Annotated in this window: 24 protein-coding genes and 1 riboswitch; of the genes, 17 read left to right on the top strand and 7 right to left on the bottom strand. The window is 42.9% G+C overall.

From position 1 onward, the window contains the following. Positions 1 to 447: 447 nt before the first annotated feature. From oppA to spx, 8 genes are all read left to right on the top strand, one after another. Positions 448 to 2,085, top strand: a complete 1,638-nt coding sequence (oppA, locus tag H7F27_RS14760) for an oligopeptide ABC transporter substrate-binding protein OppA (RefSeq protein WP_024120913.1) — start codon at positions 448 to 450, stop codon at positions 2,083 to 2,085. Positions 2,086 to 2,192: 107 nt separating this feature from the next. Continuing rightward, on the top strand, positions 2,193 to 3,128 hold the full coding sequence (gene oppB, locus H7F27_RS14755; RefSeq protein WP_024120914.1) for an oligopeptide ABC transporter permease OppB: 936 nt from the start codon (positions 2,193 to 2,195) through the stop codon (positions 3,126 to 3,128). Between the two features lie 3 nt (positions 3,129 to 3,131). Beyond that, positions 3,132 to 4,049: an oligopeptide ABC transporter permease OppC gene (gene oppC / locus H7F27_RS14750; RefSeq protein WP_024120915.1), complete on the top strand. Its 918-nt coding sequence runs from the start codon at positions 3,132 to 3,134 to the stop codon at positions 4,047 to 4,049. 4 nt (positions 4,050 to 4,053) lie between these two features. Next, on the top strand, positions 4,054 to 5,130 hold the full coding sequence (gene oppD, locus H7F27_RS14745) for an oligopeptide ABC transporter ATP-binding protein OppD (protein ID WP_081638274.1): 1,077 nt from the start codon (positions 4,054 to 4,056) through the stop codon (positions 5,128 to 5,130). A 1-nt stretch (position 5,131) separates the two neighbouring features. Continuing rightward, on the top strand, positions 5,132 to 6,049 hold the full coding sequence (oppF, locus tag H7F27_RS14740) for an oligopeptide ABC transporter ATP-binding protein OppF (RefSeq protein ID WP_024120917.1): 918 nt from the start codon (positions 5,132 to 5,134) through the stop codon (positions 6,047 to 6,049). Positions 6,050 to 6,155: 106 nt separating this feature from the next. After that, a complete protein-coding gene (locus H7F27_RS14735; protein WP_185848947.1) occupies positions 6,156 to 7,373 on the top strand; it encodes an MFS transporter in 1,218 nt (405 codons plus the stop codon). Between the two features lie 165 nt (positions 7,374 to 7,538). Next, positions 7,539 to 8,117: a GNAT family N-acetyltransferase gene (locus H7F27_RS14730; RefSeq protein ID WP_010333747.1), complete on the top strand. Its 579-nt coding sequence runs from the start codon at positions 7,539 to 7,541 to the stop codon at positions 8,115 to 8,117. Between the two features lie 179 nt (positions 8,118 to 8,296). Beyond that, entirely contained in the window at positions 8,297 to 8,692 is a 396-nt protein-coding gene (spx, locus tag H7F27_RS14725; RefSeq protein ID WP_024120919.1) for a transcriptional regulator Spx, read from the top strand. 42 nt (positions 8,693 to 8,734) lie between these two features. Here spx and H7F27_RS14720 read toward each other — a convergent pair whose 3' ends face one another. After that, complete coding sequence (locus tag H7F27_RS14720; RefSeq protein WP_044156385.1) at positions 8,735 to 9,391, bottom strand: TerC family protein; 657 nt, start codon at positions 9,389 to 9,391, stop codon at positions 8,735 to 8,737. A gap of 186 nt (positions 9,392 to 9,577) precedes the next feature. On the opposite strand from H7F27_RS14720, the gene H7F27_RS14715 reads away from it, so the two are divergent. The 4 genes from H7F27_RS14715 to pepF all read left to right on the top strand — a co-directional run bounded on the left by H7F27_RS14715 (position 9,578) and on the right by pepF (position 13,695). Beyond that, positions 9,578 to 9,703, top strand: coding sequence for a hypothetical protein (locus tag H7F27_RS14715; protein ID WP_120698858.1), 126 nt, complete (start codon positions 9,578 to 9,580; stop codon positions 9,701 to 9,703). After that, positions 9,670 to 10,326: an adaptor protein MecA gene (gene mecA, locus H7F27_RS14710; protein WP_024120921.1), complete on the top strand. Its 657-nt coding sequence runs from the start codon at positions 9,670 to 9,672 to the stop codon at positions 10,324 to 10,326. The genes H7F27_RS14715 and mecA overlap by 34 nt, the downstream gene beginning before the upstream one ends. A 158-nt stretch (positions 10,327 to 10,484) precedes the next feature. Beyond that, positions 10,485 to 11,636, top strand: coding sequence for a competence protein CoiA family protein (locus H7F27_RS14705; protein ID WP_185848079.1), 1,152 nt, complete (start codon positions 10,485 to 10,487; stop codon positions 11,634 to 11,636). Positions 11,637 to 11,865: 229 nt separating this feature from the next. Beyond that, the gene (gene pepF / locus H7F27_RS14700) at positions 11,866 to 13,695 is read left to right on the top strand and encodes an oligoendopeptidase F (protein WP_185848078.1); all 1,830 of its coding nucleotides are present in this window, start codon (positions 11,866 to 11,868) and stop codon (positions 13,693 to 13,695) included. A 35-nt stretch (positions 13,696 to 13,730) separates the two neighbouring features. Here pepF and H7F27_RS14695 read toward each other — a convergent pair whose 3' ends face one another. From H7F27_RS14695 to H7F27_RS14675, 5 genes are all read right to left on the bottom strand, one after another. Beyond that, positions 13,731 to 13,898: a hypothetical protein gene (locus H7F27_RS14695; RefSeq protein WP_024120925.1), complete on the bottom strand. Its 168-nt coding sequence runs from the start codon at positions 13,896 to 13,898 to the stop codon at positions 13,731 to 13,733. 313 nt (positions 13,899 to 14,211) lie between these two features. Then, on the bottom strand, positions 14,212 to 15,111 hold the full coding sequence (spxH, locus tag H7F27_RS14690) for a protease adaptor protein SpxH (RefSeq protein WP_024120926.1): 900 nt from the start codon (positions 15,109 to 15,111) through the stop codon (positions 14,212 to 14,214). Next, positions 15,108 to 15,506, bottom strand: a complete 399-nt coding sequence (locus H7F27_RS14685; protein WP_010333756.1) for a globin domain-containing protein — start codon at positions 15,504 to 15,506, stop codon at positions 15,108 to 15,110. The genes spxH and H7F27_RS14685 overlap by 4 nt, the downstream gene beginning before the upstream one ends. A 256-nt stretch (positions 15,507 to 15,762) precedes the next feature. Continuing rightward, positions 15,763 to 16,494 carry a bifunctional muramidase/murein lytic transglycosylase gene (locus H7F27_RS14680; RefSeq protein ID WP_255238335.1) on the bottom strand — a complete coding sequence of 244 codons (732 nt, stop codon included), beginning with the start codon at positions 16,492 to 16,494 and terminating at the stop codon, positions 15,763 to 15,765. Between the two features lie 14 nt (positions 16,495 to 16,508). Beyond that, the gene (locus H7F27_RS14675) at positions 16,509 to 17,081 is read right to left on the bottom strand and encodes a CYTH domain-containing protein (RefSeq protein ID WP_024120928.1); all 573 of its coding nucleotides are present in this window, start codon (positions 17,079 to 17,081) and stop codon (positions 16,509 to 16,511) included. Positions 17,082 to 17,204: 123 nt separating this feature from the next. Between H7F27_RS14675 and H7F27_RS14670 the strand changes: the two genes are divergently transcribed. Genes H7F27_RS14670 through H7F27_RS14655 form a run of 4 tightly spaced genes read left to right on the top strand, consistent with a single transcriptional unit; the run spans position 17,205 to position 19,971 of the window. Continuing rightward, positions 17,205 to 17,573: a UPF0738 family protein gene (locus tag H7F27_RS14670; protein ID WP_095713617.1), complete on the top strand. Its 369-nt coding sequence runs from the start codon at positions 17,205 to 17,207 to the stop codon at positions 17,571 to 17,573. A gap of 28 nt (positions 17,574 to 17,601) precedes the next feature. Further along, entirely contained in the window at positions 17,602 to 18,237 is a 636-nt protein-coding gene (yjbM, locus tag H7F27_RS14665; protein ID WP_024120930.1) for a GTP diphosphokinase, read from the top strand. A 19-nt stretch (positions 18,238 to 18,256) separates the two neighbouring features. Beyond that, positions 18,257 to 19,057 carry an NAD kinase gene (locus tag H7F27_RS14660; protein ID WP_010333761.1) on the top strand — a complete coding sequence of 267 codons (801 nt, stop codon included), beginning with the start codon at positions 18,257 to 18,259 and terminating at the stop codon, positions 19,055 to 19,057. A gap of 14 nt (positions 19,058 to 19,071) precedes the next feature. Next, the gene (locus H7F27_RS14655) at positions 19,072 to 19,971 is read left to right on the top strand and encodes an RluA family pseudouridine synthase (RefSeq protein ID WP_185848077.1); all 900 of its coding nucleotides are present in this window, start codon (positions 19,072 to 19,074) and stop codon (positions 19,969 to 19,971) included. A 17-nt stretch (positions 19,972 to 19,988) separates the two neighbouring features. Here H7F27_RS14655 and prpE read toward each other — a convergent pair whose 3' ends face one another. After that, positions 19,989 to 20,747: a bis(5'-nucleosyl)-tetraphosphatase PrpE gene (gene prpE / locus H7F27_RS14650; protein ID WP_101860803.1), complete on the bottom strand. Its 759-nt coding sequence runs from the start codon at positions 20,745 to 20,747 to the stop codon at positions 19,989 to 19,991. A gap of 162 nt (positions 20,748 to 20,909) precedes the next feature. Between prpE and H7F27_RS14645 the strand changes: the two genes are divergently transcribed. Continuing rightward, entirely contained in the window at positions 20,910 to 22,754 is a 1,845-nt protein-coding gene (locus H7F27_RS14645; RefSeq protein WP_024120933.1) for a monovalent cation:proton antiporter family protein, read from the top strand. A gap of 62 nt (positions 22,755 to 22,816) precedes the next feature. Next, positions 22,817 to 22,925, top strand: a riboswitch (TPP riboswitch). The last annotated feature ends 22 nt before the right edge of the window (positions 22,926 to 22,947 follow it).

The raw sequence follows: 22,947 nt of genomic DNA, 5'->3' as shown, positions 1-22,947 counted from the left end.
TCAATTATAACCAATTGTCATCCTGAAAAAACGTTCTTTTTGCATGAAAATTGTAATGATATAAATAAAAGAACAGTTATAAATCGCCCAAATGATAACCGCTCTCAGCAGTTAAACAGCCAGATATTATATGTATAAAGCAATATGGATTGGAAACTCCTAAAATAGTTTTTAATCAATTTATGCTTTAAACGGCAGAAGGATATCGCGTTATTGGCAGAAAAACTAACGAAGTTTAAAAATTTTAAATTGATAAAATAATATTGCAATAAAGAATTTGTTTCATTATAATGAACTTGTTCACTCTATTGTTACAGCTTTTTTACAAAAATAATCAGAAAAGACGGAACAGAATAAAAGTTATGTAAACTTAGGTTCATTTGTCTGATATTTCTGAGGATTTAGCCGTAAGGAGCTGAAAAAATGATTATTAGGGGGTTTGTGGATATGAAAAAACGTTGGTCGATTGTCACGTTAATGCTCATTTTCACTCTCGTGCTGAGCGCATGCGGCTTTGGCGGCAGCGGTTCAAACGGTGATGGGAAAAAAGACAGCAAAGGGAAGACGACTCTTAACATTAATATTAAAACTGAGCCGTTCTCCTTACATCCCGGATTGGCAAATGACTCGGTATCAGGCGGGGTTATCCGTCAGACTTTTGAAGGATTGACACGTATTAATGCAGATGGTGAACCTGAAGAAGGCGCAGCTTCTAAAATTGAAACAAGCAAAGATGGAAAAACCTATACGTTTACGATTCGTGATGATGCCAAATGGTCAAACGGTGACCCTGTCACAGCGCAAGATTTTGAATATGCATGGAAATGGGCGCTTGATCCTAATAACGAATCACAATACGCTTACCAGCTCTACTACATAAAAGGTGCTGAGGCGGCAAATACCGGTAAAGGCAGCCTTGATGATGTGGCAGTAAAAGCTGAAAACGATAAGACATTAAAGGTTGAACTAAACAACCCGACTCCATACTTCACTGAATTAACAGCATTTTATACTTATATGCCGATTAACAAAAAAATTGCAGAGAAAAACAAAAAGTGGAACACAAATGCCGGAGACGATTATGTGTCAAACGGGCCATTTAAGATGACGGCATGGAAACACAGCGGATCTATCGATCTTGAAAAGAATGATCAATACTGGGATAAAGACAAAGTCAAACTGAAGAAAATCAATATGGTTATGATCAACAACAACAATACTGAACTTAAAAAATTCCAAGCTGGCGAACTTGATTGGGCTGGTTTGCCGCTCGGACAGCTTCCGACTGAATCGCTCCCTAGCTTGAAAAAAGACGGTTCTTTACATGTTGAGCCGATGGCAGGTGTGTATTGGTACAAATTCAATACTGAAGCGAAGCCGTTAGACAACGTCAATATCCGTAAAGCATTATCTTATGCGATTGACCGCCAATCGATTGTTAAAAACATTACACAGGGTGAACAAATCCCGGCAATGGCTGCGGTGCCGCCGACAATGAAGGGATTTGAAGATAACAAAGAAGGCTACTACAAAGACAACGATGTCAAAACGGCAAAAGAATACCTTGAAAAAGGCCTGAAAGAAATGGGCTTAAGCAAGGCATCTGACCTGCCGAAAATCAAATTGTCTTATAACACTGATGATGCACATGCAAAAATCGCTCAAGCAGTGCAAGAAATGTGGAAGAAAAATTTAGGCGTGGATGTAGAGCTTGATAACTCAGAATGGAATGTATATATTGATAAGCTTCACAGCCAAGATTATCAAATCGGCCGTATGGGCTGGCTTGGAGACTTCAACGATCCGATTAACTTCCTTGAGCTGTTCCGTGACAAAGACGGAGGAAATAACGATACCGGCTGGGAAAATCCAGAATTCAAAAAACTTCTGAACCAGTCACAAACTGAAACTGATCCAACTAAACGTGCTGAGCTGCTGAAAAAAGCAGAAGGTATTTTCATTGATGAAATGCCAGTAGCGCCAGTTTATTTTTATACGATTCCTTGGGTGCAAGACGAAAATCTGAAAGGAACCATCATTACTGGAACCGGAGAAATTTATTTCAGAAACTCGTACTTTCAATAAGTCTTATTTGTGAAAACAAAAACCTCAAGGTATATGGGGACCTATTTCCCATATACCTTTATTACTGATGGATTGTAAAAATGTAAAAACCATGGAGGTGTTCCCCCTTGCTAAAATATATCGGAAGACGTTTAGTCTATATGATTATCACATTATTTGTGATTGTAACCGTGACATTCTTCTTAATGCAAGCAGCACCGGGCGGGCCATTTTCAGGTGAGAAAAAGCTTCCGCCTGAAATTGAAGCAAACTTAAATGCGCATTATGGCCTGGACAAGCCGCTGTTTGTACAATATGCGAGCTATTTGAAATCAGTTGCAATGTGGGATTTCGGACCGTCATTTAAATATAAAGGTCAGAGTGTTAACGACCTGATCAGTTCAGGTTTCCCCGTTTCATTCACTCTTGGAGCAGAAGCTATTCTCCTCGCTTTAGCGTTTGGTGTACTGTTTGGGGTGATTGCAGCCCTTTATCATAATAAATGGCAGGATTATACCGTCGCGATTTTAACGATCTTTGGTATTTCAGTTCCGAGCTTTATCATGGCGGCTGTGCTGCAATATGTGTTCTCCATGAAGCTTGAGCTGTTTCCGGTCGCGGGGTGGGAGTCCTGGTCATACACCTTTTTGCCTTCCATCGCACTTGCTTCCATGCCGATGGCGTTTATTGCCAGACTTTCCCGTTCAAGCATGATTGAAGTGTTAAACAGTGATTATATTCGTACAGCGAAAGCGAAAGGGCTGTCGCGTCCTGCAGTTACAGTGCGGCACGCCATCCGAAACGCGCTGTTGCCAGTCGTTACATATATGGGCCCTATGGCCGCTCAAGTTTTAACTGGAAGCTTTATCATTGAAACTATTTTTGGTATCCCGGGGCTTGGTTCACACTTCGTAAACAGTATTACAAACCGTGATTATACGGTCATTATGGGTGTAACGGTGTTCTTCAGTGTCATCCTGCTTTTATGTGTATTAATCGTAGACGTGTTATACGGCATTATTGATCCAAGAATCAAGCTTTCCAAAGCAAAGAAAGGAGCCTAGGCCATGCAGAACATTCCAAAAAACATGTTTGAACCAGCCGCAGCGAATGCCGGCGATGCTGAGAAAATAAGTAAAAAGAGCCTTTCCCTCTGGAAAGATGCGATGCTACGCTTCCGCAGCAATAAGCTTGCGATGGTCGGGCTTGTTATTATTGTTCTCATTATTCTCATGGCGATTTTTGCGCCTGTTTTCTCAAAATATGATTATTCGACTACTAATCTCTTAAATGCGGATAAGCCGCCTTCAAAGGATCACTGGTTCGGGACTGATGATCTAGGAAGGGACATTTTCGTCCGTACATGGGTAGGTGCGCGAATTTCAATCTTTATCGGTGTCGCGGCCGCTGTTCTTGACTTGCTGATCGGTGTGATTTGGGGCAGTATTTCAGGGTTCCGCGGAGGCAGAACAGATGAGATTATGATGCGTATCGCCGACATCCTTTGGGCTGTTCCTTCATTATTAATGGTTATCCTGCTGATGGTCGTTCTTCCGAAAGGGCTGTTAACGATTATTATTGCCATGACGATTACGGGCTGGATTAACATGGCCAGAATCGTTCGCGGACAAGTGCTGCAGCTGAAGAACCAGGAATACGTGCTTGCGTCGCAGACACTCGGGGCGAAAACATCCCGTTTGCTGTTTAAACATATCGTGCCGAACGCAATGGGCTCTATTTTAGTCACGATGACACTAACTGTTCCAACCGCGATTTTTACAGAAGCCTTTTTAAGCTATTTAGGACTTGGTGTTCCGGCTCCTCTTGCAAGCTGGGGAACGATGGCTTCTGACGGATTGCCTGCATTGACCTATTATCCGTGGCGTTTGTTTTTCCCTGCCGGTTTTATCTGCATTACCATGTTTGGTTTTAACGTTGTCGGTGACGGATTAAGAGACGCACTGGATCCTAAGTTACGTAAATAAGGGAGTGATACGGGTGACACGCCTATTAGAAGTAAAAGATTTAGCGATTTCATTTAAAACATACGGCGGAGAGGTCCAGGCGATCCGCGGAGTGAATTTCCATCTGAATAAAGGAGAAACATTAGCAATCGTCGGGGAGTCAGGCTCCGGAAAAAGTGTGACATCTCAAGCGATCATGAAGCTGATACCGATGCCTCCGGGTTATTTTAAACGCGGTGAGATTTTATTTGACGGCAAGGATTTAGTGCCGCTGTCCGAAAAAGAGATGCAAAATGTACGGGGGAAAGAGATCGGAATGATATTCCAGGATCCGATGACCTCTTTAAACCCGACAATGAAAGTCGGTAAACAAATTACGGAAGTGCTTTTTAAACACGAAAACATTTCAAAGGAAGCTGCGAAAAAACGTGCTGTTGAGCTGCTTGATTTAGTAGGTATCCCAATGCCGGAAAAACGGGTCAACCAATTTCCGCACGAGTTTTCAGGCGGGATGAGACAGCGTGTTGTCATTGCGATGGCACTTGCGGCGAATCCGAAGCTGTTAATTGCCGATGAACCGACAACTGCTCTCGACGTGACCATCCAAGCGCAGATTCTTGAATTGATGAAAGAATTGCAAAAGAAAATTGACACGTCCATTATCTTTATCACTCACGATCTCGGTGTTGTGGCTAACGTAGCCGACAGAGTTGCCGTGATGTATGCGGGACAGATTGTAGAAACCGGTACGGTAGACGAAATTTTTTACGATCCGAGACATCCGTATACTTGGGGGCTGCTGGCATCCATGCCGACACTTGACAGCTCAGGAGACGAACAGCTGACGGCAATCCCGGGCACGCCGCCTGATTTGACAAATCCTCCAAAAGGAGATGCCTTTGCGCTCCGGAGCTCATATGCGATGAAAATTGATTTTGAACAGGAGCCGCCAATGTTTAAGGTTTCCGATACTCATTATGTGAAATCGTGGCTGCTTCATCCTGATGCGCCAAAGGTAGAGCCGCCTGAAACGGTAAAAGCGAAAATGCGGACGCTGGCGAATACGTATCAAAAACCTGTCTTAGTGAGAGAAGGTGAATAAATTGACGGAGAAACTATTAGAAATCAAACATTTAAAACAGCACTTTGTTACGCCGAGGGGAACGGTTAAAGCCGTAGATGACCTGTCGTTTGATATCTATAGGGGCGAAACATTAGGTCTGGTTGGTGAATCTGGCTGCGGTAAATCGACAACAGGCCGAAGTATCATTCGGCTGTACGAAGCAACTGATGGCGAGGTGCTGTTTAACGGTGAAAATGTTCACGGTAAAAAATCCCGCAAAAAGCTGCTCGAATTCAACCGCAAAATGCAAATGATTTTCCAGGACCCATATGCATCGCTGAATCCGAGAATGACAGTCGCAGATATTATTGCAGAAGGCCTCGACATTCATAAGCTGACGAAAACGAAGAAAGAGCGTATGCAGCGGGTTCATGAGCTCCTGCAAACAGTCGGTTTAAACAAGGAGCATGCCAACCGTTATCCGCATGAATTTTCCGGCGGACAGCGGCAAAGAATCGGGATCGCGAGAGCTCTTGCCGTTGATCCTGAATTTATTATCGCGGATGAACCGATTTCTGCATTGGATGTGTCTATTCAGGCACAAGTCGTGAACTTAATGAAAGAACTCCAAAAGGAAAAAGGACTCACCTACTTGTTTATCGCCCATGATTTATCAATGGTCAAATACATCAGCGACCGTATCGGAGTGATGTATTTCGGAAAGCTGGTTGAACTTGCGCCGGCAGATGAACTTTACGAAAACCCGCTACACCCGTATACAAAATCATTGCTTTCTGCCATTCCGCTTCCTGACCCGGATTATGAGAGAAATCGTGTCCGCCAGAAATACGATCCGTCCGTGCATCGGTTAAAGGATGGAGAAAAGATGGAATTCCGTGAAGTAAAACCAGGTCATTTTGTGATGTGTACGGAAGAAGAATTTAAAGCCTATTCATAAGTTGAAAATCCTTCAAAACAAATGTTTTGAAGGATTTTTTTATACAGGCTGATAGAAAGTAAGAGTCATATCTTTTACAATTAGAGGAAAAACGGAGGCGGACACTATTCAAATTATTCATCAGAAAAATGTCTTTGCGCTGCTTCTGTCGCAATCTCTGCAATCTTTAGCTGGAGTACTGGTGACAATCGTTTTAATGGTAAGGGTCTATCAAATGACCGATTCTGTCTTTTTTTCGGGTCTTATTTTATCATTCATGTCGTTTGCAAGTGTTGCGGCAAGCTTTTGCATTTCAGCTGCACTCCATAAGCTTGATTTTAAAAAGGTGCTTGCCGGTGCAAGTCTGCTGAGAGCGGTTTTTGCGATGCTAATCGCATACAGTGTCAGCCAAAACGGAATTTCCTCCTTGATCATGACGCTGCTGTTTGTTTTTTGTTTTTCATTTTCGGGCGCCTTTTTTCAGCCGGCAAGGTTCGCGCTGCTGCCTGTCATTGTTTCAAAAGAGCATTACGTGAAAGCGAACGGCGTGATTTCACTCGCTAATCAATTGTTTTTAACAGCTGGCTGGGGACTTGGAGGTTTTCTTACATATGCTGTATCTTTTGAGTTCGTTGTCGGCAGTGCCATATGCCTGTTTGTCTTTTCCGGAGCTTTCATCAGCCTGCTTCATGTGAACGATGAAGGAACGAAAAGTACAGCTGAAACAGCATCTGCCAGAAGTGTATGGAAGGATTTGATAACAACCCCGATTGTAAGGGACATCACTGTAATGGACATGATAGAAGCTCTTGCCGGCTCAGTTTGGTCATCTGCTATTCTTTTGGCTTTTACAGTGGCTGTTCTGCATGAAACAGAAGTGTGGTGGGGAATCTTTAACGCTTCTTATTTTATAGGTGCTATGATCGGCAGTGTCATCGCCATCCATTTTTCTGCATTTTTTGAGCGAAACATGGGGTACGCGATTATATTCAGCTCACTTGTAATGTCAGTGCTGACATTTTTCTTTGCGGTTTCTCCCTTGCCATTTTTATGCGCCCTGGCTTGCGCGGCGATGGGGCCTTTTTATCAGGTCAGAGATATTTGTCAGGAAACCGTATTGCAGGAGGTCATTCCGGCACATAAGCGCATCGGGATCATGGCTGCCAAAAACGCGCTGTTGACTCCTTGGTCTGGTGTTACTTATTCCATCATGGGACTGCTGGCTGATGCTGCTGGTGCAAAAACAGCTTTTATTTCGGCGGGTGTATTATATGGCATGACTTTTTTGATTGCGTTGGCACAGCCCGGCCTGAGTCGTTACAAACGGGAAAAACACGCGAATTGAGCATGACAAACATCTCCGGTGGAACGACGAATCGTCTTACTTGCCGAAAAAAAATGAAACCATGCGGAACGTTCGTACGTCTTTATAGATGTAAGGCTGTTTAAACAAGAAGAAATGGGGTATATCTAAAAGTATGAAGACAACGAACTCATAAGGAGCAAATCAATGAACTGGTACGAAAAGCTTAGCGAGTACTTTCCAATTGAAGAATTGAAATCAAAAGCGCATATGGAAGCTCTTTTGAAAGAGCGAAGCGATATTTATCATAAAGACGAAGGCAAGCATCATATTTTAATGTTTGCGGAATTTGAATCTTTTATCTTCGTTGATTATCTGTATGTGTCAAAAGATGCAAGAGGGCAGGGGCTTGGGGGCAAACTGATTGCCAAGCTGAAAAAGAAAAATAAGCCGATATTGCTTGAGGTGGAGCCTGTGGATGAAGATGATGCTGATACAGAAAAACGCCTGAGATTTTATCAAAGAGAGCATTTTAAGCATGCTCAGTCAATTGGGTACCGGCGCCGGTCATTGGCTACGAATGAAGTCAACAAGATGGAGATTCTGTACTGGTCACCGAAAACAGAATCAGAAGAAGAAATTCTTGAAGCCATGAAACAGACATATGAAAACATTCATACTTATAAAGATGAGAAATGGTACGGGGAATCATACGAAAAAACGGATGAAGTCCTGACACTCATTGATGAAGAAAAGCAAAAAAATATTTTCGATGAGTTAAGCTAATTGAGAATGCAAACACATGAATAAAATAAAAATTTGCTGGATTGACACATTTTTTTCTTAGGACACTGTTCACACTTACTTTTTTATAGTATAATACCTATAAAGATTCCTTTTTTAGAGTAATTTCAATTTAAGAATAAAATAGATGTTCATCCTACTAATTAGAGGAGTGAAGATGAATGGTTACATTATACACATCACCAAGCTGTACTTCATGCAGAAAGGCGAGAGCGTGGCTCGAGGAGCATGAGATTCCTTATGTAGAAAGAAACATTTTCTCTGAACCTTTATCAATTGATGAAATAAAACAAATCTTAAGAATGACTGAGGACGGAACAGATGAGATCATCTCAACCCGTTCAAAAGTATTCCAAAAATTGAATGTGAACGTTGAATCAATGCCGCTGCAAGACTTGTACCGCTTGATCAACGAGCACCCAGGTTTGCTTCGCCGTCCGATCATCATCGATGAAAAACGTTTGCAGGTCGGATACAACGAAGACGAAATCAGACGTTTCCTGCCAAGAAAAGTCCGCTCTTTCCAATTAAGAGAAGCACAGCGTTTGGCAAACTAATAGATCGCACGTTAAAAAGAAGGCTGAGACATCAGCCTTCTTTTATTTTTCAACCTGCTGATAATAAATGCTGGCAAGGATGACAAAGACGACGGTTAAAATGGGGAGAAGCGCTTCAACGGCGCCGTGCTGAGCCATAAAAAAAGACAGCTTTTTATCCCGGACAATCATTTCTCCGCCTGTATAAGCCAATAATCCGCTTCCCGCATAAATCAATAAAGGTATTTTCTCAAGCGCGATGTGGATAAGTTTGCTGCCCCAAATAATTACAGGCACCGATACACACAGACCAATCATAACGAGAGAAAGCTCACCGTGCGACGCTCCTGCGACAGCAATAACATTGTCCAGCGACATAAACAGGTCTGCGAGTACAATTGTTCGTATGGCTTTCCACAGAGATGTGCTGCTTTTGACGTGCTGGGCATCTTTTTTTTCAATTAATAGCTGGTATCCCAAATATAGAAGGAAAATTCCTCCGGCGCATTGCAGGAAAGGAATATTCAAAAGGTAAACCGCTGCGCTTGTTAATCCGATTCTCATCGCAACGGCGATAAATGTTCCGAGAATAATGGCTTGCTGTCTTTGCTTGTCCGGTAAATTTCGGCTGGCCATGGCGATCACGACTGCATTATCGCCGCCGAGAATCAGATCAATTCCGACGATAAGCAGCAGCGATATCAGATAGTCATGCTCCATGAATCGGCACCTCGCTTTCGTTCCATCGCTTGTACCACTAATATATGAAGCGGGACGCAATTTATGATAGCGGTGCGGAAGACAAGCCATTTTTTGGCCGAAGATGCATTTTTATTTCTTTTGTGACTGATTTATCATAAAATAGAAATACAAAGGAATTCACACTTGCCTTGGTTCAAGGTTAAGATGTGGACGGAATGGGTAAAGTGTAGTAAAGTACTATTAATCGGGAGCTTAGATGTCCCTTCAACATCTTATATAGAAGGGAAGGTTGGCAAATGGAAATTGAAAGAATTAACGAGCATACAGTAAAATTTTATATGTCTTATGGAGATATTGAAGATCGCGGTTTTGACAGAGAAGAAATTTGGTATAACCGTGAGCGCAGTGAAGAACTATTCTGGGAAGTTATGGATGAAGTTCATGAGGAAGAGGAATTCGCTGTTGAAGGTCCTCTTTGGATTCAAGTTCAGGCACTGGACAAAGGATTAGAAATTATCGTCACCAAAGCCCAGCTTTCCAAAGACGGACAAAAGCTCGAACTGCCGATTCCTGAGGATAAAAAGCAAGAACCAGCATCTGAGGATCTTGACGCCTTGCTGGATGATTTTCAAAAAGAAGAGCAAGAAGTCAATCAGGAAGAGAAGGAGCAAAAGCTTCAATTTGTCTTGCGGTTTGATGACTTCGAAGATGTAATTTCTCTATCTAAATTAAACGTTAACGGAAGTAAAACGACTTTATATTCGTTTGAGAACCGATATTATTTATATGTGGATTTTTACAATTTGACTGATGAAGAGGTTGAAAATCAGCTAAGCATCCTGTTGGAGTACGCGTCTGAATCCTCAATCAGCATACACCGTCTTGAAGAATACGGCAAGCTGGTTGTATCAGAGCACGCTCTTGAAACGATAAAAAAACACTTTGCATCATAGCAGACCGATTTCTTGCCGGAAATCGGTTTTTTTTCTATTTCAAAACAACATATTGAAGCTGGAAAATCAAAAACATACATATAGGCAAAACATCAGCGAACAGGAGTTCATCGGTTATTTCCAGAAAGAGTTATGAATCTGGAAAGGAGAGATGACAATTGTTTAGTGCTGTGACAGAAGACGGCCAAGTGTTTCACCTCATAGGCAGGCAGAGGAGAGAACAATTAAAGCAGACCAGGTTTTTCTGCCCGGTGTGTGCAGAGGAGCTCGATGTGAAGCTAGGGTCTCAGAAAGCGCCGCATTTTGCCCATAAACAGAACAAGTCCTGCACGATAGACATAGAACCTGAGAGCGCCTATCACTTAGAAGGAAAACGGCAGCTTTATGTATGGCTGAAAACGCAAAAGTCTTCCCCGCTCTTAGAGCCGTACGTGAAAGAGATTAAACAAAGGCCCGACATCTTGGCAAAAGTAAAGGGGGATACGCTTGCAGTTGAATACCAATGCGCGACTCTCGCTCCAGATGTCTTTCAAAAAAGAACAGCCGGTTTCAAACAAGCAGGAATGATACCGCAGTGGATTCTTGGAGGCAGCCGCTTAAAACGGACATCATCATCCTTTTACCAGCTGTCCGCTTTCCATTGGCAGTTTATCAATGCCAGTCCGAACAGCGATCTGTTATGTTACTGCCCCGAAACACATTCTTTCCTGAGGCTCAGCCGCATGATCCCGTTTTACACAACCCATTTTTACTGCTCCGTCCAAACGATTCCAATCCGCCAGGCAGCGGCTGAAGATTTATTTTGCACTGAACCAGATTCGTCATTTAAGCACTCAGATTGGACAGGAGCCATTCTCCGTTTTCGCCGCAAAACTCATCGCTTTCTCTCTAAAGATATGATTCGGATCAGGCTTCTGTTTTATGAAAAACGGCAAACACCTCTCTCTTTTCTTCCGACAGAGGTGTTTGTTCCTGTAAAGAAAGGAGCTGTTTTTAAGAGTCCCGTTTTTGTATGGCAGGGCTATCTTTATCTGTTTATTACGGATCTTGGATACAAACATGCGCCTATTCGCTTTTCAGCCGTTTTGCAGCACTGCAAAATACACATTCATAAAAAGAACATTTTGCTAAGAGGCGTATACAGGAATCAGGATTTCATTGAGGCGGTTAAACAGTACATTGAGTTTTTGTGCAAGAAGGGATTTTTGAGGGAGACTCAGAAAGAAGTATATGTGCTGAATCAGCCCGCAAAGCGCAGCCAATCATTACAGGATCTCATTGAAAAAGACAGAAGCTGTTTTATCGAATGAGTTTTCCTGATTTGGCTCAACCTAAGACAAAGGTGGTGGGCTGGTTGTGAGAAGCACAAAAGGAAAGGTTTTTCGTGTTTTTACTGCTTTTTTGGCATTCGTTCTCTTCATAACTGCATATGATTTGACAAATGGCAGTGAAAAACCGGAAGATATTCACAACACAAGTTTATTGAGAAACAACCGTTTTTTCAATTGGCTTGAATTAAAGAAAACGAGGGGGATCACCATGGCTGAGGCAAAAAAAGCTAATCAACTGCCTGACCGAAGCGAGGTAAAGGTAGAGGACACATGGAGACTAGAGGATATTTTTCCTAGTGATGAGGCCTGGAATAAAGAATTTCAAGCTGTCAAAGAATTAATACCGGATTTATCTAAGTATAAAGGCAAGCTGGCTGATTCAGCTGATCATTTATACGAAGCCCTTACTTACCAAGATAAGGTGATGGAGCGTTTGGGCAAACTTTACACATACGCGCATATGCGCTCAGACCAAGATACCGGGAACTCCTTTTATCAGGGGCTTAATGATAAGGCTGGAAATCTGTATACACAGGCCGCAAGCGCAACAGCCTATCTTGTTCCGGAGATTTTATCCATAGAGGAAGACAAACTGCAGCAGTTTATTCTTGAAAAAGAAGAGCTGAAGCTTTACTCACACGCGATTGAAGAAATCACAAAGGAACGCCCGCACGTGCTGAGCGAGAAGGAAGAAGCGCTGCTGGCTGAAGCTTCTGAGGTGCTGTCTTCGTCGTCAAATACGTTCAGCGTGTTAAATAATGCCGATATTACATTCCCATCTATTAAAGATGAAGAGGGAAATGAAAAACAGATCACTCACGGCAATTTTATTAATTTCTTAGAAAGCGAAAACCGCGAAGTCCGCAAAAATGCGTTCGACGCTGTATATAAAACATACGGCCAATATAAAAACACAATGGCGACTACCTTGAGCGGGACTGTGAAAAAAGACAACTTCTACGCAAGAATGAAAAAGTACAAATCAGCACGAGAAGCTGCGCTTTCTAACAACAGTATCCCTGAAGAGGTATACGACAATCTCGTCAAAACGATTAACAAGCATCTTCCGCTGCTGCATCGTTATATTGCACTGAGAAAGAAAGTGCTTGAGCTGGATGAAGTGCATATCTATGATCTGTATACACCGCTTGTGAAGGATGCGGGGATGAAGGTTACGTACGAACAAGCTAAAGATTATATGCTAAAGGGGCTTGCACCTTTAGGAGAAGAATACCGCTCTATCTTAAAAGAGGGGCTTGAAAACCGCTGGGTTGATGTTTATGAAAATAAAGGGAAACGCAACGGCGCTTACTCTTCTGGAACATACGGCACAAATCCGTATATTTTAATGAACTGGCATGATAACGTCAATAATCTCTTTACGCTGGTCCATGAGTTCGGCCACTCTGTTCACAGCTACTATACGAGAAAACACCAGCCATATCCTTACGGCAATTACAGCATCTTTGTCGCGGAAGTTGCCTCCACGACAAATGAAGCGCTGCTTGGTGAATATTTGCTGAACAATTTAGAGGACGAAAAACAGCGTTTATATATTCTCAACCATATGCTTGAGGGCTTTAGAGGAACCGTCTTCAGACAAACGATGTTTGCAGAATTTGAACATCTTATCCATATAAAAGCGCAAGAAGGAGAGCCGCTGACACCTGAGCTCCTGACCAATGTATATTATGATCTGAATAAAAAGTATTTCGGAAACGACATGGTGATTGATAAAGAAATCGGACTTGAATGGTCAAGGATTCCTCATTTCTATTACAACTACTATGTATATCAGTATGCGACAGGGTACAGTGCGGCCCAGGCGTTAAGCAGCCAAATTTTGAAGGAAGGCAAGCCTGCTGTTGACCGTTATATTGACTTCCTGAAAGCGGGCAGCTCACAATATCCGATCGACATCCTGAAAAAAGCGGGCGTTGATATGACGTCTCCAGAACCGATTGAAGCTGCGTGCAAAATGTTTGAGGAAAAACTTGATGAGATGGAAGAACTGCTGTTAAAAGTAAAGCAGTCTTAAAAAAATTGCCTGTGCATAAATGATGCACAGGCTTTTTAAAATCCTTTAAAGGTTTTCCGATGGTTCAGGCGGTACAAGGTAAACAGAATAGAGAGAAACAGCAGAGGGGATGTAATGTAAAGAGGCAGCATATGCATCATAGCTAATAAATTTAAACAGAAAAAAACAACAATGCACACAATTGAGATCACATTAAACATCATGGCGATCCTCCTCGTCCTTGTTCCTTACAAGCATATGAATGAAATCTGTCAGTTATGTTTTGTGACAAAAATATGAACATTAAGCTTAATGGTTGTCAACAGTCGACAACTTTTGATATGATAAGGATGTGAAATTGATCACAAACAAACATTACCCCTTTGTTTGACCGTGAAAAATTTCTCCCATCCCCTTTGTTGTCGTTAAGACATATGAAACCGCGCTTATCCCGGCGCGGTTTCTTTAGTGCTTTGAACAGAACATATGTTTGATTTTTGCGCAAAAAAACAGCCTCAAGCATATACACGCCTGCGGCTATTTTTCACATGATTGGTATTCATCAGAACTGCTTGTGAGGGACTGCCAAAACATTCCGTGCTTGGCCTCTACTTTGGCAACCTTTTTAGCAAACGCCAATTTTTTCATTTCCTTTTCTACCTCTTCAAGACTCAAATCATATACAAGAGCGATTTCCTTAGAGGCAACGAAACGGAAATATTCAATAAAACATTCAAGAGGCGGTGTTTCTGACGGCTTCGGCTCGTCGCCAAGCATCTCAAATAAGATTTCTTCATATACATGATATGAATAGCTGCCGGGGACTTTAAGTCCTTCGTCTTCATGCTGCGTATTAAAAAACGTCAGCGTCGGTGTGGCTGTAACATCCATCTCAGCCGCGATTTTCATGTCACATTGAAGCGCCTTTACCGCGCTTTGGGAGTGAAGGTCTTTTTGAAATTCCTCGAGATCTAGGCTTGTTTTTGACGCTATTTCCAAAAGCACGTTTTCATCCGTAATATTCTTCTTCGAAACGAACAGACTCTCTTGCATATTCCGAAGAAATTGCATACCGGCTCTTCTTCCTTGAAGTTCGGCTGCCTTAAATGCGAGAGCGGCCATATATGGAGAAGAGAGCGGCTGATCTTGCTCAAACCATACACTGCCGTCACACGGCATACCGGAGCGGCTAGCGATCTTTTCCCAGGCTTCTGCCAGAAGGTGCTTTTTGCGTTTCTTATTTAACGCTGTAAGGCTTGCGGATGCGATGATGCGTAAGGTGAAAAAACGTCCGTATCTGATTTTCATTTTTTTTATGACAGGCTCTAAGGACCAGCATTCGGGACATAAAGGGTCAACAAACATGTAGATTTCCAGCGGTTTTTTTGGATGGCCGTGGCAATGGGCGAAGTATTGCTCATGCTGATAGTTTGTCAATATGATCGATCCTCCGCTTCCGTTTGATTCACCATATGCCTTGCTGTCAACTCCAGCCGGCCAAACAAAAATTCACGAATATCGCCCTCTAGTCCTACATGGTCCATTGCGTCTTTCATACAGCTGAGCCACGCATCGGCCCTCTCGTTTGTAATTGGAAAGGGAAGATGTCTTGCCCTGAGCATGGGATGGCCGTGTTCCTCAGTATAAAGGGGAGGCCCGCCTAAATACTGTGTCAAAAATTGCTTCTGTTTCCTGGCCGTTTCTGTTAAATCGCTCGGAAATATGGGCTTAAGCAAAGGATGAGACGCGACACGCTCATAAAAAGTATCAACAAGTTGCGATAGAAGTTCTTCTCCAATCGCTTCATAAGGTGCGTTAAACGATTGTCCCATGTTGACTACTCCTTTAAATATGGCTAATAGGAATCATAATTCCTATTGCAAAAAGTTATTTTCTGTATTTATTTCAATTCATCTATGATTTATTTTAGCAACAAGGCATCATTTCTACAAACAAACTGCCTTTTATGTGCTTGAAGACAGGGTTCGGCTTTAGAGCCGGGTTTGTATTTCATATCATATCACATACAAATCATGAATGTGTAAGATTTCACTCCGCAAAAAAACCGGAGGGCAAGAGCCGCTCCGGTTACGCGTAATAGGTTGCTGTTATTTTTTTTACATAGTTTTGAGTTTCTCTGAAGGGCGGAATGCCTCCGTATCGATCAACGTTTCCCGGTCCGGCGTTATAAGCTGCTAACGCCATGGATACATTGCCATCATATTTATCCAGCATTTGTTTTAAATACTTCGTTCCGCCCTCAACGTTTTGCTGCGGATTAAGCGGATTGGAAACGCCAAGTGAGGTTGCTGTTGACGGCATCAGCTGCATTAAGCCCATTGCGCCTGCACCGCTGACGGCTTTTGCATTAAAGCCTGATTCCTGTTTAATGACAGCGCGGATTAATTTTTCATCGACTCCGTATTTGTCAGAGGCTTTTTTTATAGCGCTGTCGATTGAGAAGTCACCCGAGCTGACGGTTTTATCCTCTTGTTTGTTTGAGGAGACATCAACAGCAGCTGTTTCAGTGCTTTCACTCGCTTTTGTCATTTGGGCGACATTGCCGTTTGAATAGGAGTTAAGCCCGTAAGCTGAAAGCAGTGACGGCGATGTCCCGTAAACGCTGTTCAGCTGGCTGAGCGGGCTTGAAGATGCTGCTGACGCTGTTGTTTGCTGGGACAGTCCATTTGTATATTGGCTGAGCAAGGAGCTGAAGCTTGAAAGCGGGCTTTCGGCACTCTGACTGCCCGTGCTGCTTGCATTTGATATAGACTGTAATGCCTGAAGCTGAAGGAGAGCCGCCCAATTCGTTACGTTCACTATGTCATTCCACCTTATATAGACTTTCGTTTTTCTTCATAAAAACGCTGAATTTTATTTTTGGTTTCGCGCAGAGGAATACTGAATTGCTGAAGCAGCTTTTCAAAGGCCAGTTTGCCTTCATGCCAGTCAGCCGCCTCAAATTCGATTTCATAATCCTCTTTATTTAAATATCGGCTGTGATCTAAAACTATTAAACCTTTTTCTGTTTCTTTTTCTGCACGATTTGTTGCTAAAGATCCAAAATAATGAATGGCGTCTGTATCGATGTGAAGCTTCTTCAGCTGGTCCTCGACAGGGCCTTTCGGAATCGTGAAACGTGTAAAGTCGGATACGCCGGAAAGTTTCTGGTGGGTTTCCAGAAGTCCAACTTCAGCCGGTTCTTTTAACGTCAGCACATACTCGCCATTTTTCTTGCGTATTCGAAGCGCCGCATGTTTTTGTTTCAGTGCGAAGCTGTTTGTATCAAAATAGTGATTCTCTTGATTTGTAAATTCTTTTTCTGTCAAGTGCAGTGCTGCAGCTATGTTTTCAAATTCATGTTTTGTCAGCAGATTTTTAAATTCAATTTCAATTTCTTGGCTCATGATTGTCTTCCTTTCAGCTCTGTAAATCTCATTTTTACTATTATCTCTTTAGATGTTAGGTTTATCAATATCGAGCTTGATATGATAAAATGAATCTGTACTTTGTTTATAAAGGAGAGCATTATGCAAAACAGAATCGAAATCTTAAATGCAACACTATCGGATGATGAGCTTCGCCTTACCTGTGAGACAGAAGGAATCGAAGCAGAGCGCAAGCCGTCAGGTCAAATGCTTGTTGATTCTGACAACATTGCTTTTGTATACATACTTGAATTAGCTGATTCTTTTGAATATGTCATGATAAAGGAACATATATGGCCTGAACTGAAGCAGGCCCATGATCAAAGAAAACCGATTGTTTTAGAGGCAGGGAAGGAAAGCATTGAGCTGTCAGGCCTCTATGAGGAGCTGGAGTATCTTTTAGAAAATATTAAAGATAATGCGAACTACGGAGAAGAAATGGAAGAAAAAGTGAAACGCGTATTTCTATAGAAACTGGTGCTGAATTGGGGGATGTATGATGGATGACAAGCAATGGGAGCGTTTTTTAGTGCCGTACCGCCAGGCTGTTGAAGAATTAAAAGTGAAGCTTAAGGGGATCCGCACGCTTTATGAATATGAGGATGACCATTCACCGATTGAGTTTGTGACAGGACGCGTCAAGCCTGTGGCGAGTATACTCGAAAAAGCCAGACGGAAAAGCATACCGTTACATGAAATTGAAACCATGCAGGATATCGCAGGCCTTAGGATCATGTGCCAATTTGTCGATGACATCCAATTTGTAAAGGAAATGCTGTTTGCCCGAAAAGATTTCACCGTTGTGGATCAGAGAGATTATATTGCAGAACATAAAGAGAGCGGGTATCGGTCATATCACCTTGTCGTAATGTATCCTTTGCAGACGATATCTGGAGAGAAACATGTTCTTGTTGAAATACAGATCCGTACGCTGGCGATGAATTTTTGGGCGACCATTGAGCATTCATTAAATTATAAATACAGCGGAAACATTCCTGAAAAAGTAAAACTGAGGCTTCAGCGCGCTTCTGAAGCGGCTTCACGGCTTGATGAAGAGATGTCGGAGATCAAGGGTGAAATACAGGAAGCTCAAGCTGCCTTTTCTAGAAAGAAAAAAGGAAGCGAGCATCAATAGGTAAAGGGGAAGAAAAAGCATGAAATTTGCCGTATCGTCAAAAGGAGATAATGTTTCTGATACGCTGAAAAGCAAAATACAGGCGTATTTATTGGATTTTGACATGGAACTGGATGAAAATGAACCGGAAATCGTCATTTCAGTCGGGGGCGACGGGACGCTTTTATACGCTTTTCACAGATACAGCGACAGGTTAGATAAAACGGCTTTTGTCGGCGTTCACACGGGTCATCTTGGGTTTTATGCGGACTGGGTTCCTCATGAAATTGAAAAACTCGTGCTCGCAATTGCCAAAACACCGTATCATACTGTGGAATATCCGCTCCTTGAAGTGATAGTGACCTATCATGAAAATGAGCGAGAGGAAAGATATTTGGCGTTAAATGAATGTACGATTAAAAGCATAGAAGGAAGCCTTGTGGCGGATGTGGAAATCAAAGGGCAGCTCTTTGAAACGTTCCGAGGCGACGGCCTTTGCCTGTCCACGCCTTCCGGGAGCACAGCCTATAATAAAGCGCTGGGCGGAGCAATTATCCACCCATCCATCAGAGCGATTCAGCTGGCGGAAATGGCATCTATCAATAACCGCGTATTCCGGACGGTCGGATCACCGCTCCTTCTCCCATCCCATCATGATTGCATGATTAAACCGAGAAACGAAGTTGACTTTCAAGTAACAATTGACCATTTAACCCTGCTTCATAAGGATGTAAAGTCCATCCGCTGCCAGGTTGCATCCGAAAATGTAAGATTTGCAAGATTCCGTCCGTTTCCGTTTTGGAAAAGAGTCCAGGATTCATTTATCGGAAAAGGTGAGTAGAAAGAGGACGTATCGTGGAGCAATTTATTATTGAAAAGAACATCACTTCCGCTGAAGACGGAATGACCTTAAAGGAATATGCGGGCGAGCTGGGGATTTCTAAACGTCTGCTGACCGACATCAAGTTTAGCGGAGGAGATCTTCTCATTAACGGTAAGCATGTGACTGTTAAATACGTATTGAGAGAGGGAGACCTTCTTGTTGTAAAGTTTCCTGAGGAACAGGTGAGCGAGACGCTTTTGGCCGAGCCAGTTCTGCTCGATATTCTGTATGAGGATGAACACGTGCTTGTGATAAACAAACAGCCGTATGTGTCATCTATTCCGTCGCGAGAGCACCCGGCGGGAAGCATAGCAAATGGCATCATCCATCACTACCAAAAAAACGGAGTGCGGGCCACGGTGCATCTTGTCACCCGGCTAGACCGGGACACGTCTGGTGTCATGCTGATTGCCAAACATCGCTTTGCCCACTCCATTTTATCGTCGGCGCAAAAAAACGGCCTTGTGAAACGCAGATATGTTGCGGTTGTGCATGGACGTATGACAGAGACAGAGGGAAAGATAGATGCCCCGATTGACAGACATCCTGACAGTATCATTGAACGGATGGTGACACCGGGCGGTCAGAAGGCTGTTACTCACTTTCGTGTCACACGTATAACAGATGACTTAACCTCGGTGGCATTGCAGCTTGAGACAGGGCGGACCCACCAGATTCGCGTCCATATGAGCTATCTCGGACACCCGCTGTGCGGCGATACGTTGTACGGCGGAACGAGACAAAAGATTGACAGGCAGGCGCTGCACAGTGAGCAGCTGTCGTTTATCCACCCGCTGACGCAGGAGAAAATGACGTTTCATGCGGCTCTGCCGCACGATATGCAAGAATTAGTTAAAGGAGAGAATCATTAAAACGATTCTCTCCTTTTTTATATGGGGCGAAATCTAGATTCGTCATAGGGCATAGAGCTTGGAACGGAGACTGTCTCCAGTTCGGGAAAACGCAAGGCCGTCAGTTCATTCCCAAACACACAGCCTGTATCAATGTTAATGGTGCGATTTATGATGCGGGGCTCTTTAACAGGTGTGTGTCCGTATACAACCCATGCTTTCCCGTTATAGGCGGCGGCCCAATCCCTCCTGACGGGTCTGCCGTCCGGATACGTTTCACCCGTCACATCGCCGTAAAGTACAAAGTCCTTTACTCTCCTTGTGTTTTTGCCGATATCGTCAGCCTTTATGCCAGCATGGGCGACAACCAATTCCCCATTATGTAAAATGTCGTAAAGCGGCGCAGTTTCATACAGCTTCATAAATTGTTCGCTGACTTTTCTTCTTTCTTCTTCAGAAAGTGCTTTAAGCTCTGCCGCAGTTGTTTCAAGACCGTGCATCACTTTAACGGGATTTCCTTTTAAGTAGCGGTACAGCTTATTGCAATGATTTCCCGGGACATAACGCACTGCTCCTTGTTCATAAGCGCCGGCTACAAAGCGGATGACTTCAATTGATTTAGGGCCTCGGTCTGTCAAATCCCCGGCAAAAACAAGCATCCTGCCTTCATCATGTACAGGCAATCCATTTTTTATTGTGTATCCAAGTTTTTCTATCAGGGCTGTCATTTCATCGTAGCAGCCATGAATATCGCTGATAATATCGTAGTAAGCCAATGCAGCATCCTCCTTACTCATGATTTTATTTATTATGAAGCAAATTGCTGTGAGTCATCACCAGCTTTTATGTGCAAATTATAGAAGAATCATTTTCTAAAAAAAATGAGACCTTATTACTTTATTTTTCATCATCACCCTTGTTAAAATCGCGTTATGTTTTTTTAAAAGGAGGTTCAGATTATGGCGCATACATCTGTCGCATCATTAGTTGTCGTACTTATCGTTGCATTTTTAACTCCCATCCTTTTGCATCGGTTTAAACTCAGCATCCCTGTTGTAGTTGCTGAAATTATTATGGGATTGATTATAGGAAAAAGCGGTCTTAATTTAGTTGTGGAGAGTGATACTTGGCTTCAGACGCTCTCTATGCTGGGATTTATCTTTTTAATGTTTTTAAGCGGGCTTGAAATTGATTTTTCATCCTTTGAGAGAGGAAAGAAAAAACAGTTTCTGCAAAACGGCAAGGAAGCACCCAATACATTTGCCACAGCATCCATTATTTTTATCGGTATTTTTATTTTATCATTGCTGCTGTCCTATGGGTTCGTCTTGGCCGGATTTATCCAAAATGCTTTCTTAATGACGCTTATTATTTCTACGATTTCGTTAGGTGTTGTTGTTCCAACCTTAAAGGAAGAAAGGATCATGGATTCAAACATCGGGCAGATCATCCTGCTTGTTGCTGTGATTGCTGACTTGGTCACTATGATTCTTCTTGCTGTATTTTCTTCTCTATACGGAGAGGACAGCGGAAACATGTGGCTCTTGATGATCCTGTTCGCAGCCGGAGTAGTGCTTTACTTCTTCGGCCGGGTCTTCAAACACCGTTCTTTTGTTCAATCCATGTCAAAAGGGACGATCCAGATCGGGACTCGTGCTATTTTCACCTTAATTATCGTACTGGTGGCTCTGTCTGAATCACTGGGGGCAGAAAATATTCTCGGCGCTTTCTTAGCGGGCGTGCTTGTTTCCCTGCTCTCGCCGAACAAGGAACTGGTTCAGCAGCTTGATTCCTTCGGCTACGGGTTCTTAATACCGATTTTCTTTGTGATGGTCGGTGTAAAATTGGATATTTGGACACTTTTTCAGGACCCGAAAATTTTAGTGATGATTCCGCTGTTGCTTATGGCGCTGTTAGTAAGCAAAATTCTTCCTGTCCTGTACTTGAAGAAATGGTATGATAACCGCACAATATTGGCGTCTGGTTTCCTGCTGACATCAACGCTTTCTCTTGTGATTGCCGCTGCGACAATCGGCCAGCAGCTTCATGTAATCAGCGCAAATATGTCAGGAGCGCTTACGCTGGTGGCGGTTATTGCAAGTATTTTTACGCCGGTCGGTTTTAAAAAGCTGTACAAAAAACAGGAGCAGCCGGAGGAGAAAAAGAAGATCACATTTATCGGCGCTAATCAAATGACACTGCCTGTGACACTTGAATTGCCTGAGAGCGAGTATAAAGTGCGTGTCGTGCACGTTTATCAAGAAAACGCTGAGGAAAAGCTGTCAGACTCAGTATTTTCCGTCGAAACGATTTCTGATTATGAGCATCAAACCCTTGAATCACTCGGTATATTTGATACAGAAATCCTTGTAGTGGCGACAGGGGATGAAGACATGAATACAGACATCGCATTATACGCCAAAGAAAAAGGAACAGAAAGAGTCATTGCCAGCACCGGATCACCGGAGAACGAAGCGAAATTGAAAGAGCAGGGCATCAGCATCTTTTCCATCTTGCTGTCGACCAAAACGCTGCTTCGCGCGCTGATAGAAGCGCCTGGCGTCATGAAACTGCTCACGAACCAGGAGTCCTCGCTGTATCAAATTAATATGGAAAACAGCAAATACGACGGCGTGATTCTCCGTGAATTCCCTTTAACAGGCGACGTGATTTTTGTCAGGATTTTCCGAGGTGTCGACAGCATCGTTCCTCACGGCGATACAAGGCTGAAAATCGGAGACCGCTTAATTGTCACCGGATCACGCGGGTACGTAACGGATCTTAAGAAAACATTGGAAGGATAATATCTTGACCAAATAAGGATTCGTGTTAATATAGAGGTGCAGAACAATTCAATATGTATTCGTAAAACCACTAGGGGTGTCCTTTATAAGGGCTGAGATAAAAGTGTGACTTTTAGACCCTCATAACTTGAACAGGTTCAGACCTGCGTAGGGAAGTGGAGCGGTATTTGTGTTATACAACTATGCCAATTCC

Source organism: Bacillus sp. PAMC26543 (assembly GCF_014250375.1).
GTDB classification, from domain to species: domain Bacteria; phylum Bacillota; class Bacilli; order Bacillales; family Bacillaceae; genus Bacillus; species Bacillus halotolerans.
The sequence above is the reverse complement of the archived record's forward strand: the minus strand, read 5'-3'. Positions and strand labels throughout refer to the sequence as shown.

Bases quoted from the DNA above. Each gene is read 5' to 3' on its own strand.
- oppA (WP_024120913.1), top strand. From the start codon at position 448: ATGAAAAAACGTTGGTCGATTGTCACGTTAATGCTCATTTTCACTCTC.
- oppC (WP_024120915.1), top strand. From the start codon at position 3,132: ATGCAGAACATTCCAAAAAACATGTTTGAACCAGCCGCAGCGAATGCC.
- H7F27_RS14730 (WP_010333747.1), top strand. From the start codon at position 7,539: ATGAACTGGTACGAAAAGCTTAGCGAGTACTTTCCAATTGAAGAATTG.
- spx (WP_024120919.1), top strand. From the start codon at position 8,297: ATGGTTACATTATACACATCACCAAGCTGTACTTCATGCAGAAAGGCG.
- H7F27_RS14720 (WP_044156385.1), bottom strand. From the start codon at position 9,391: ATGGAGCATGACTATCTGATATCGCTGCTGCTTATCGTCGGAATTGAT.
- H7F27_RS14715 (WP_120698858.1), top strand. From the start codon at position 9,578: ATGTGGACGGAATGGGTAAAGTGTAGTAAAGTACTATTAATCGGGAGC.
- mecA (WP_024120921.1), top strand. From the start codon at position 9,670: ATGGAAATTGAAAGAATTAACGAGCATACAGTAAAATTTTATATGTCT.
- pepF (WP_185848078.1), top strand. From the start codon at position 11,866: ATGGCTGAGGCAAAAAAAGCTAATCAACTGCCTGACCGAAGCGAGGTA.
- H7F27_RS14695 (WP_024120925.1), bottom strand. From the start codon at position 13,898: ATGATGTTTAATGTGATCTCAATTGTGTGCATTGTTGTTTTTTTCTGT.
- H7F27_RS14685 (WP_010333756.1), bottom strand. From the start codon at position 15,506: ATGGGACAATCGTTTAACGCACCTTATGAAGCGATTGGAGAAGAACTT.
- H7F27_RS14675 (WP_024120928.1), bottom strand. From the start codon at position 17,081: ATGAGCCAAGAAATTGAAATTGAATTTAAAAATCTGCTGACAAAACAT.
- H7F27_RS14670 (WP_095713617.1), top strand. From the start codon at position 17,205: ATGCAAAACAGAATCGAAATCTTAAATGCAACACTATCGGATGATGAG.
- yjbM (WP_024120930.1), top strand. From the start codon at position 17,602: ATGGATGACAAGCAATGGGAGCGTTTTTTAGTGCCGTACCGCCAGGCT.
- H7F27_RS14660 (WP_010333761.1), top strand. From the start codon at position 18,257: ATGAAATTTGCCGTATCGTCAAAAGGAGATAATGTTTCTGATACGCTG.
- prpE (WP_101860803.1), bottom strand. From the start codon at position 20,747: ATGAGTAAGGAGGATGCTGCATTGGCTTACTACGATATTATCAGCGAT.
- H7F27_RS14645 (WP_024120933.1), top strand. From the start codon at position 20,910: ATGGCGCATACATCTGTCGCATCATTAGTTGTCGTACTTATCGTTGCA.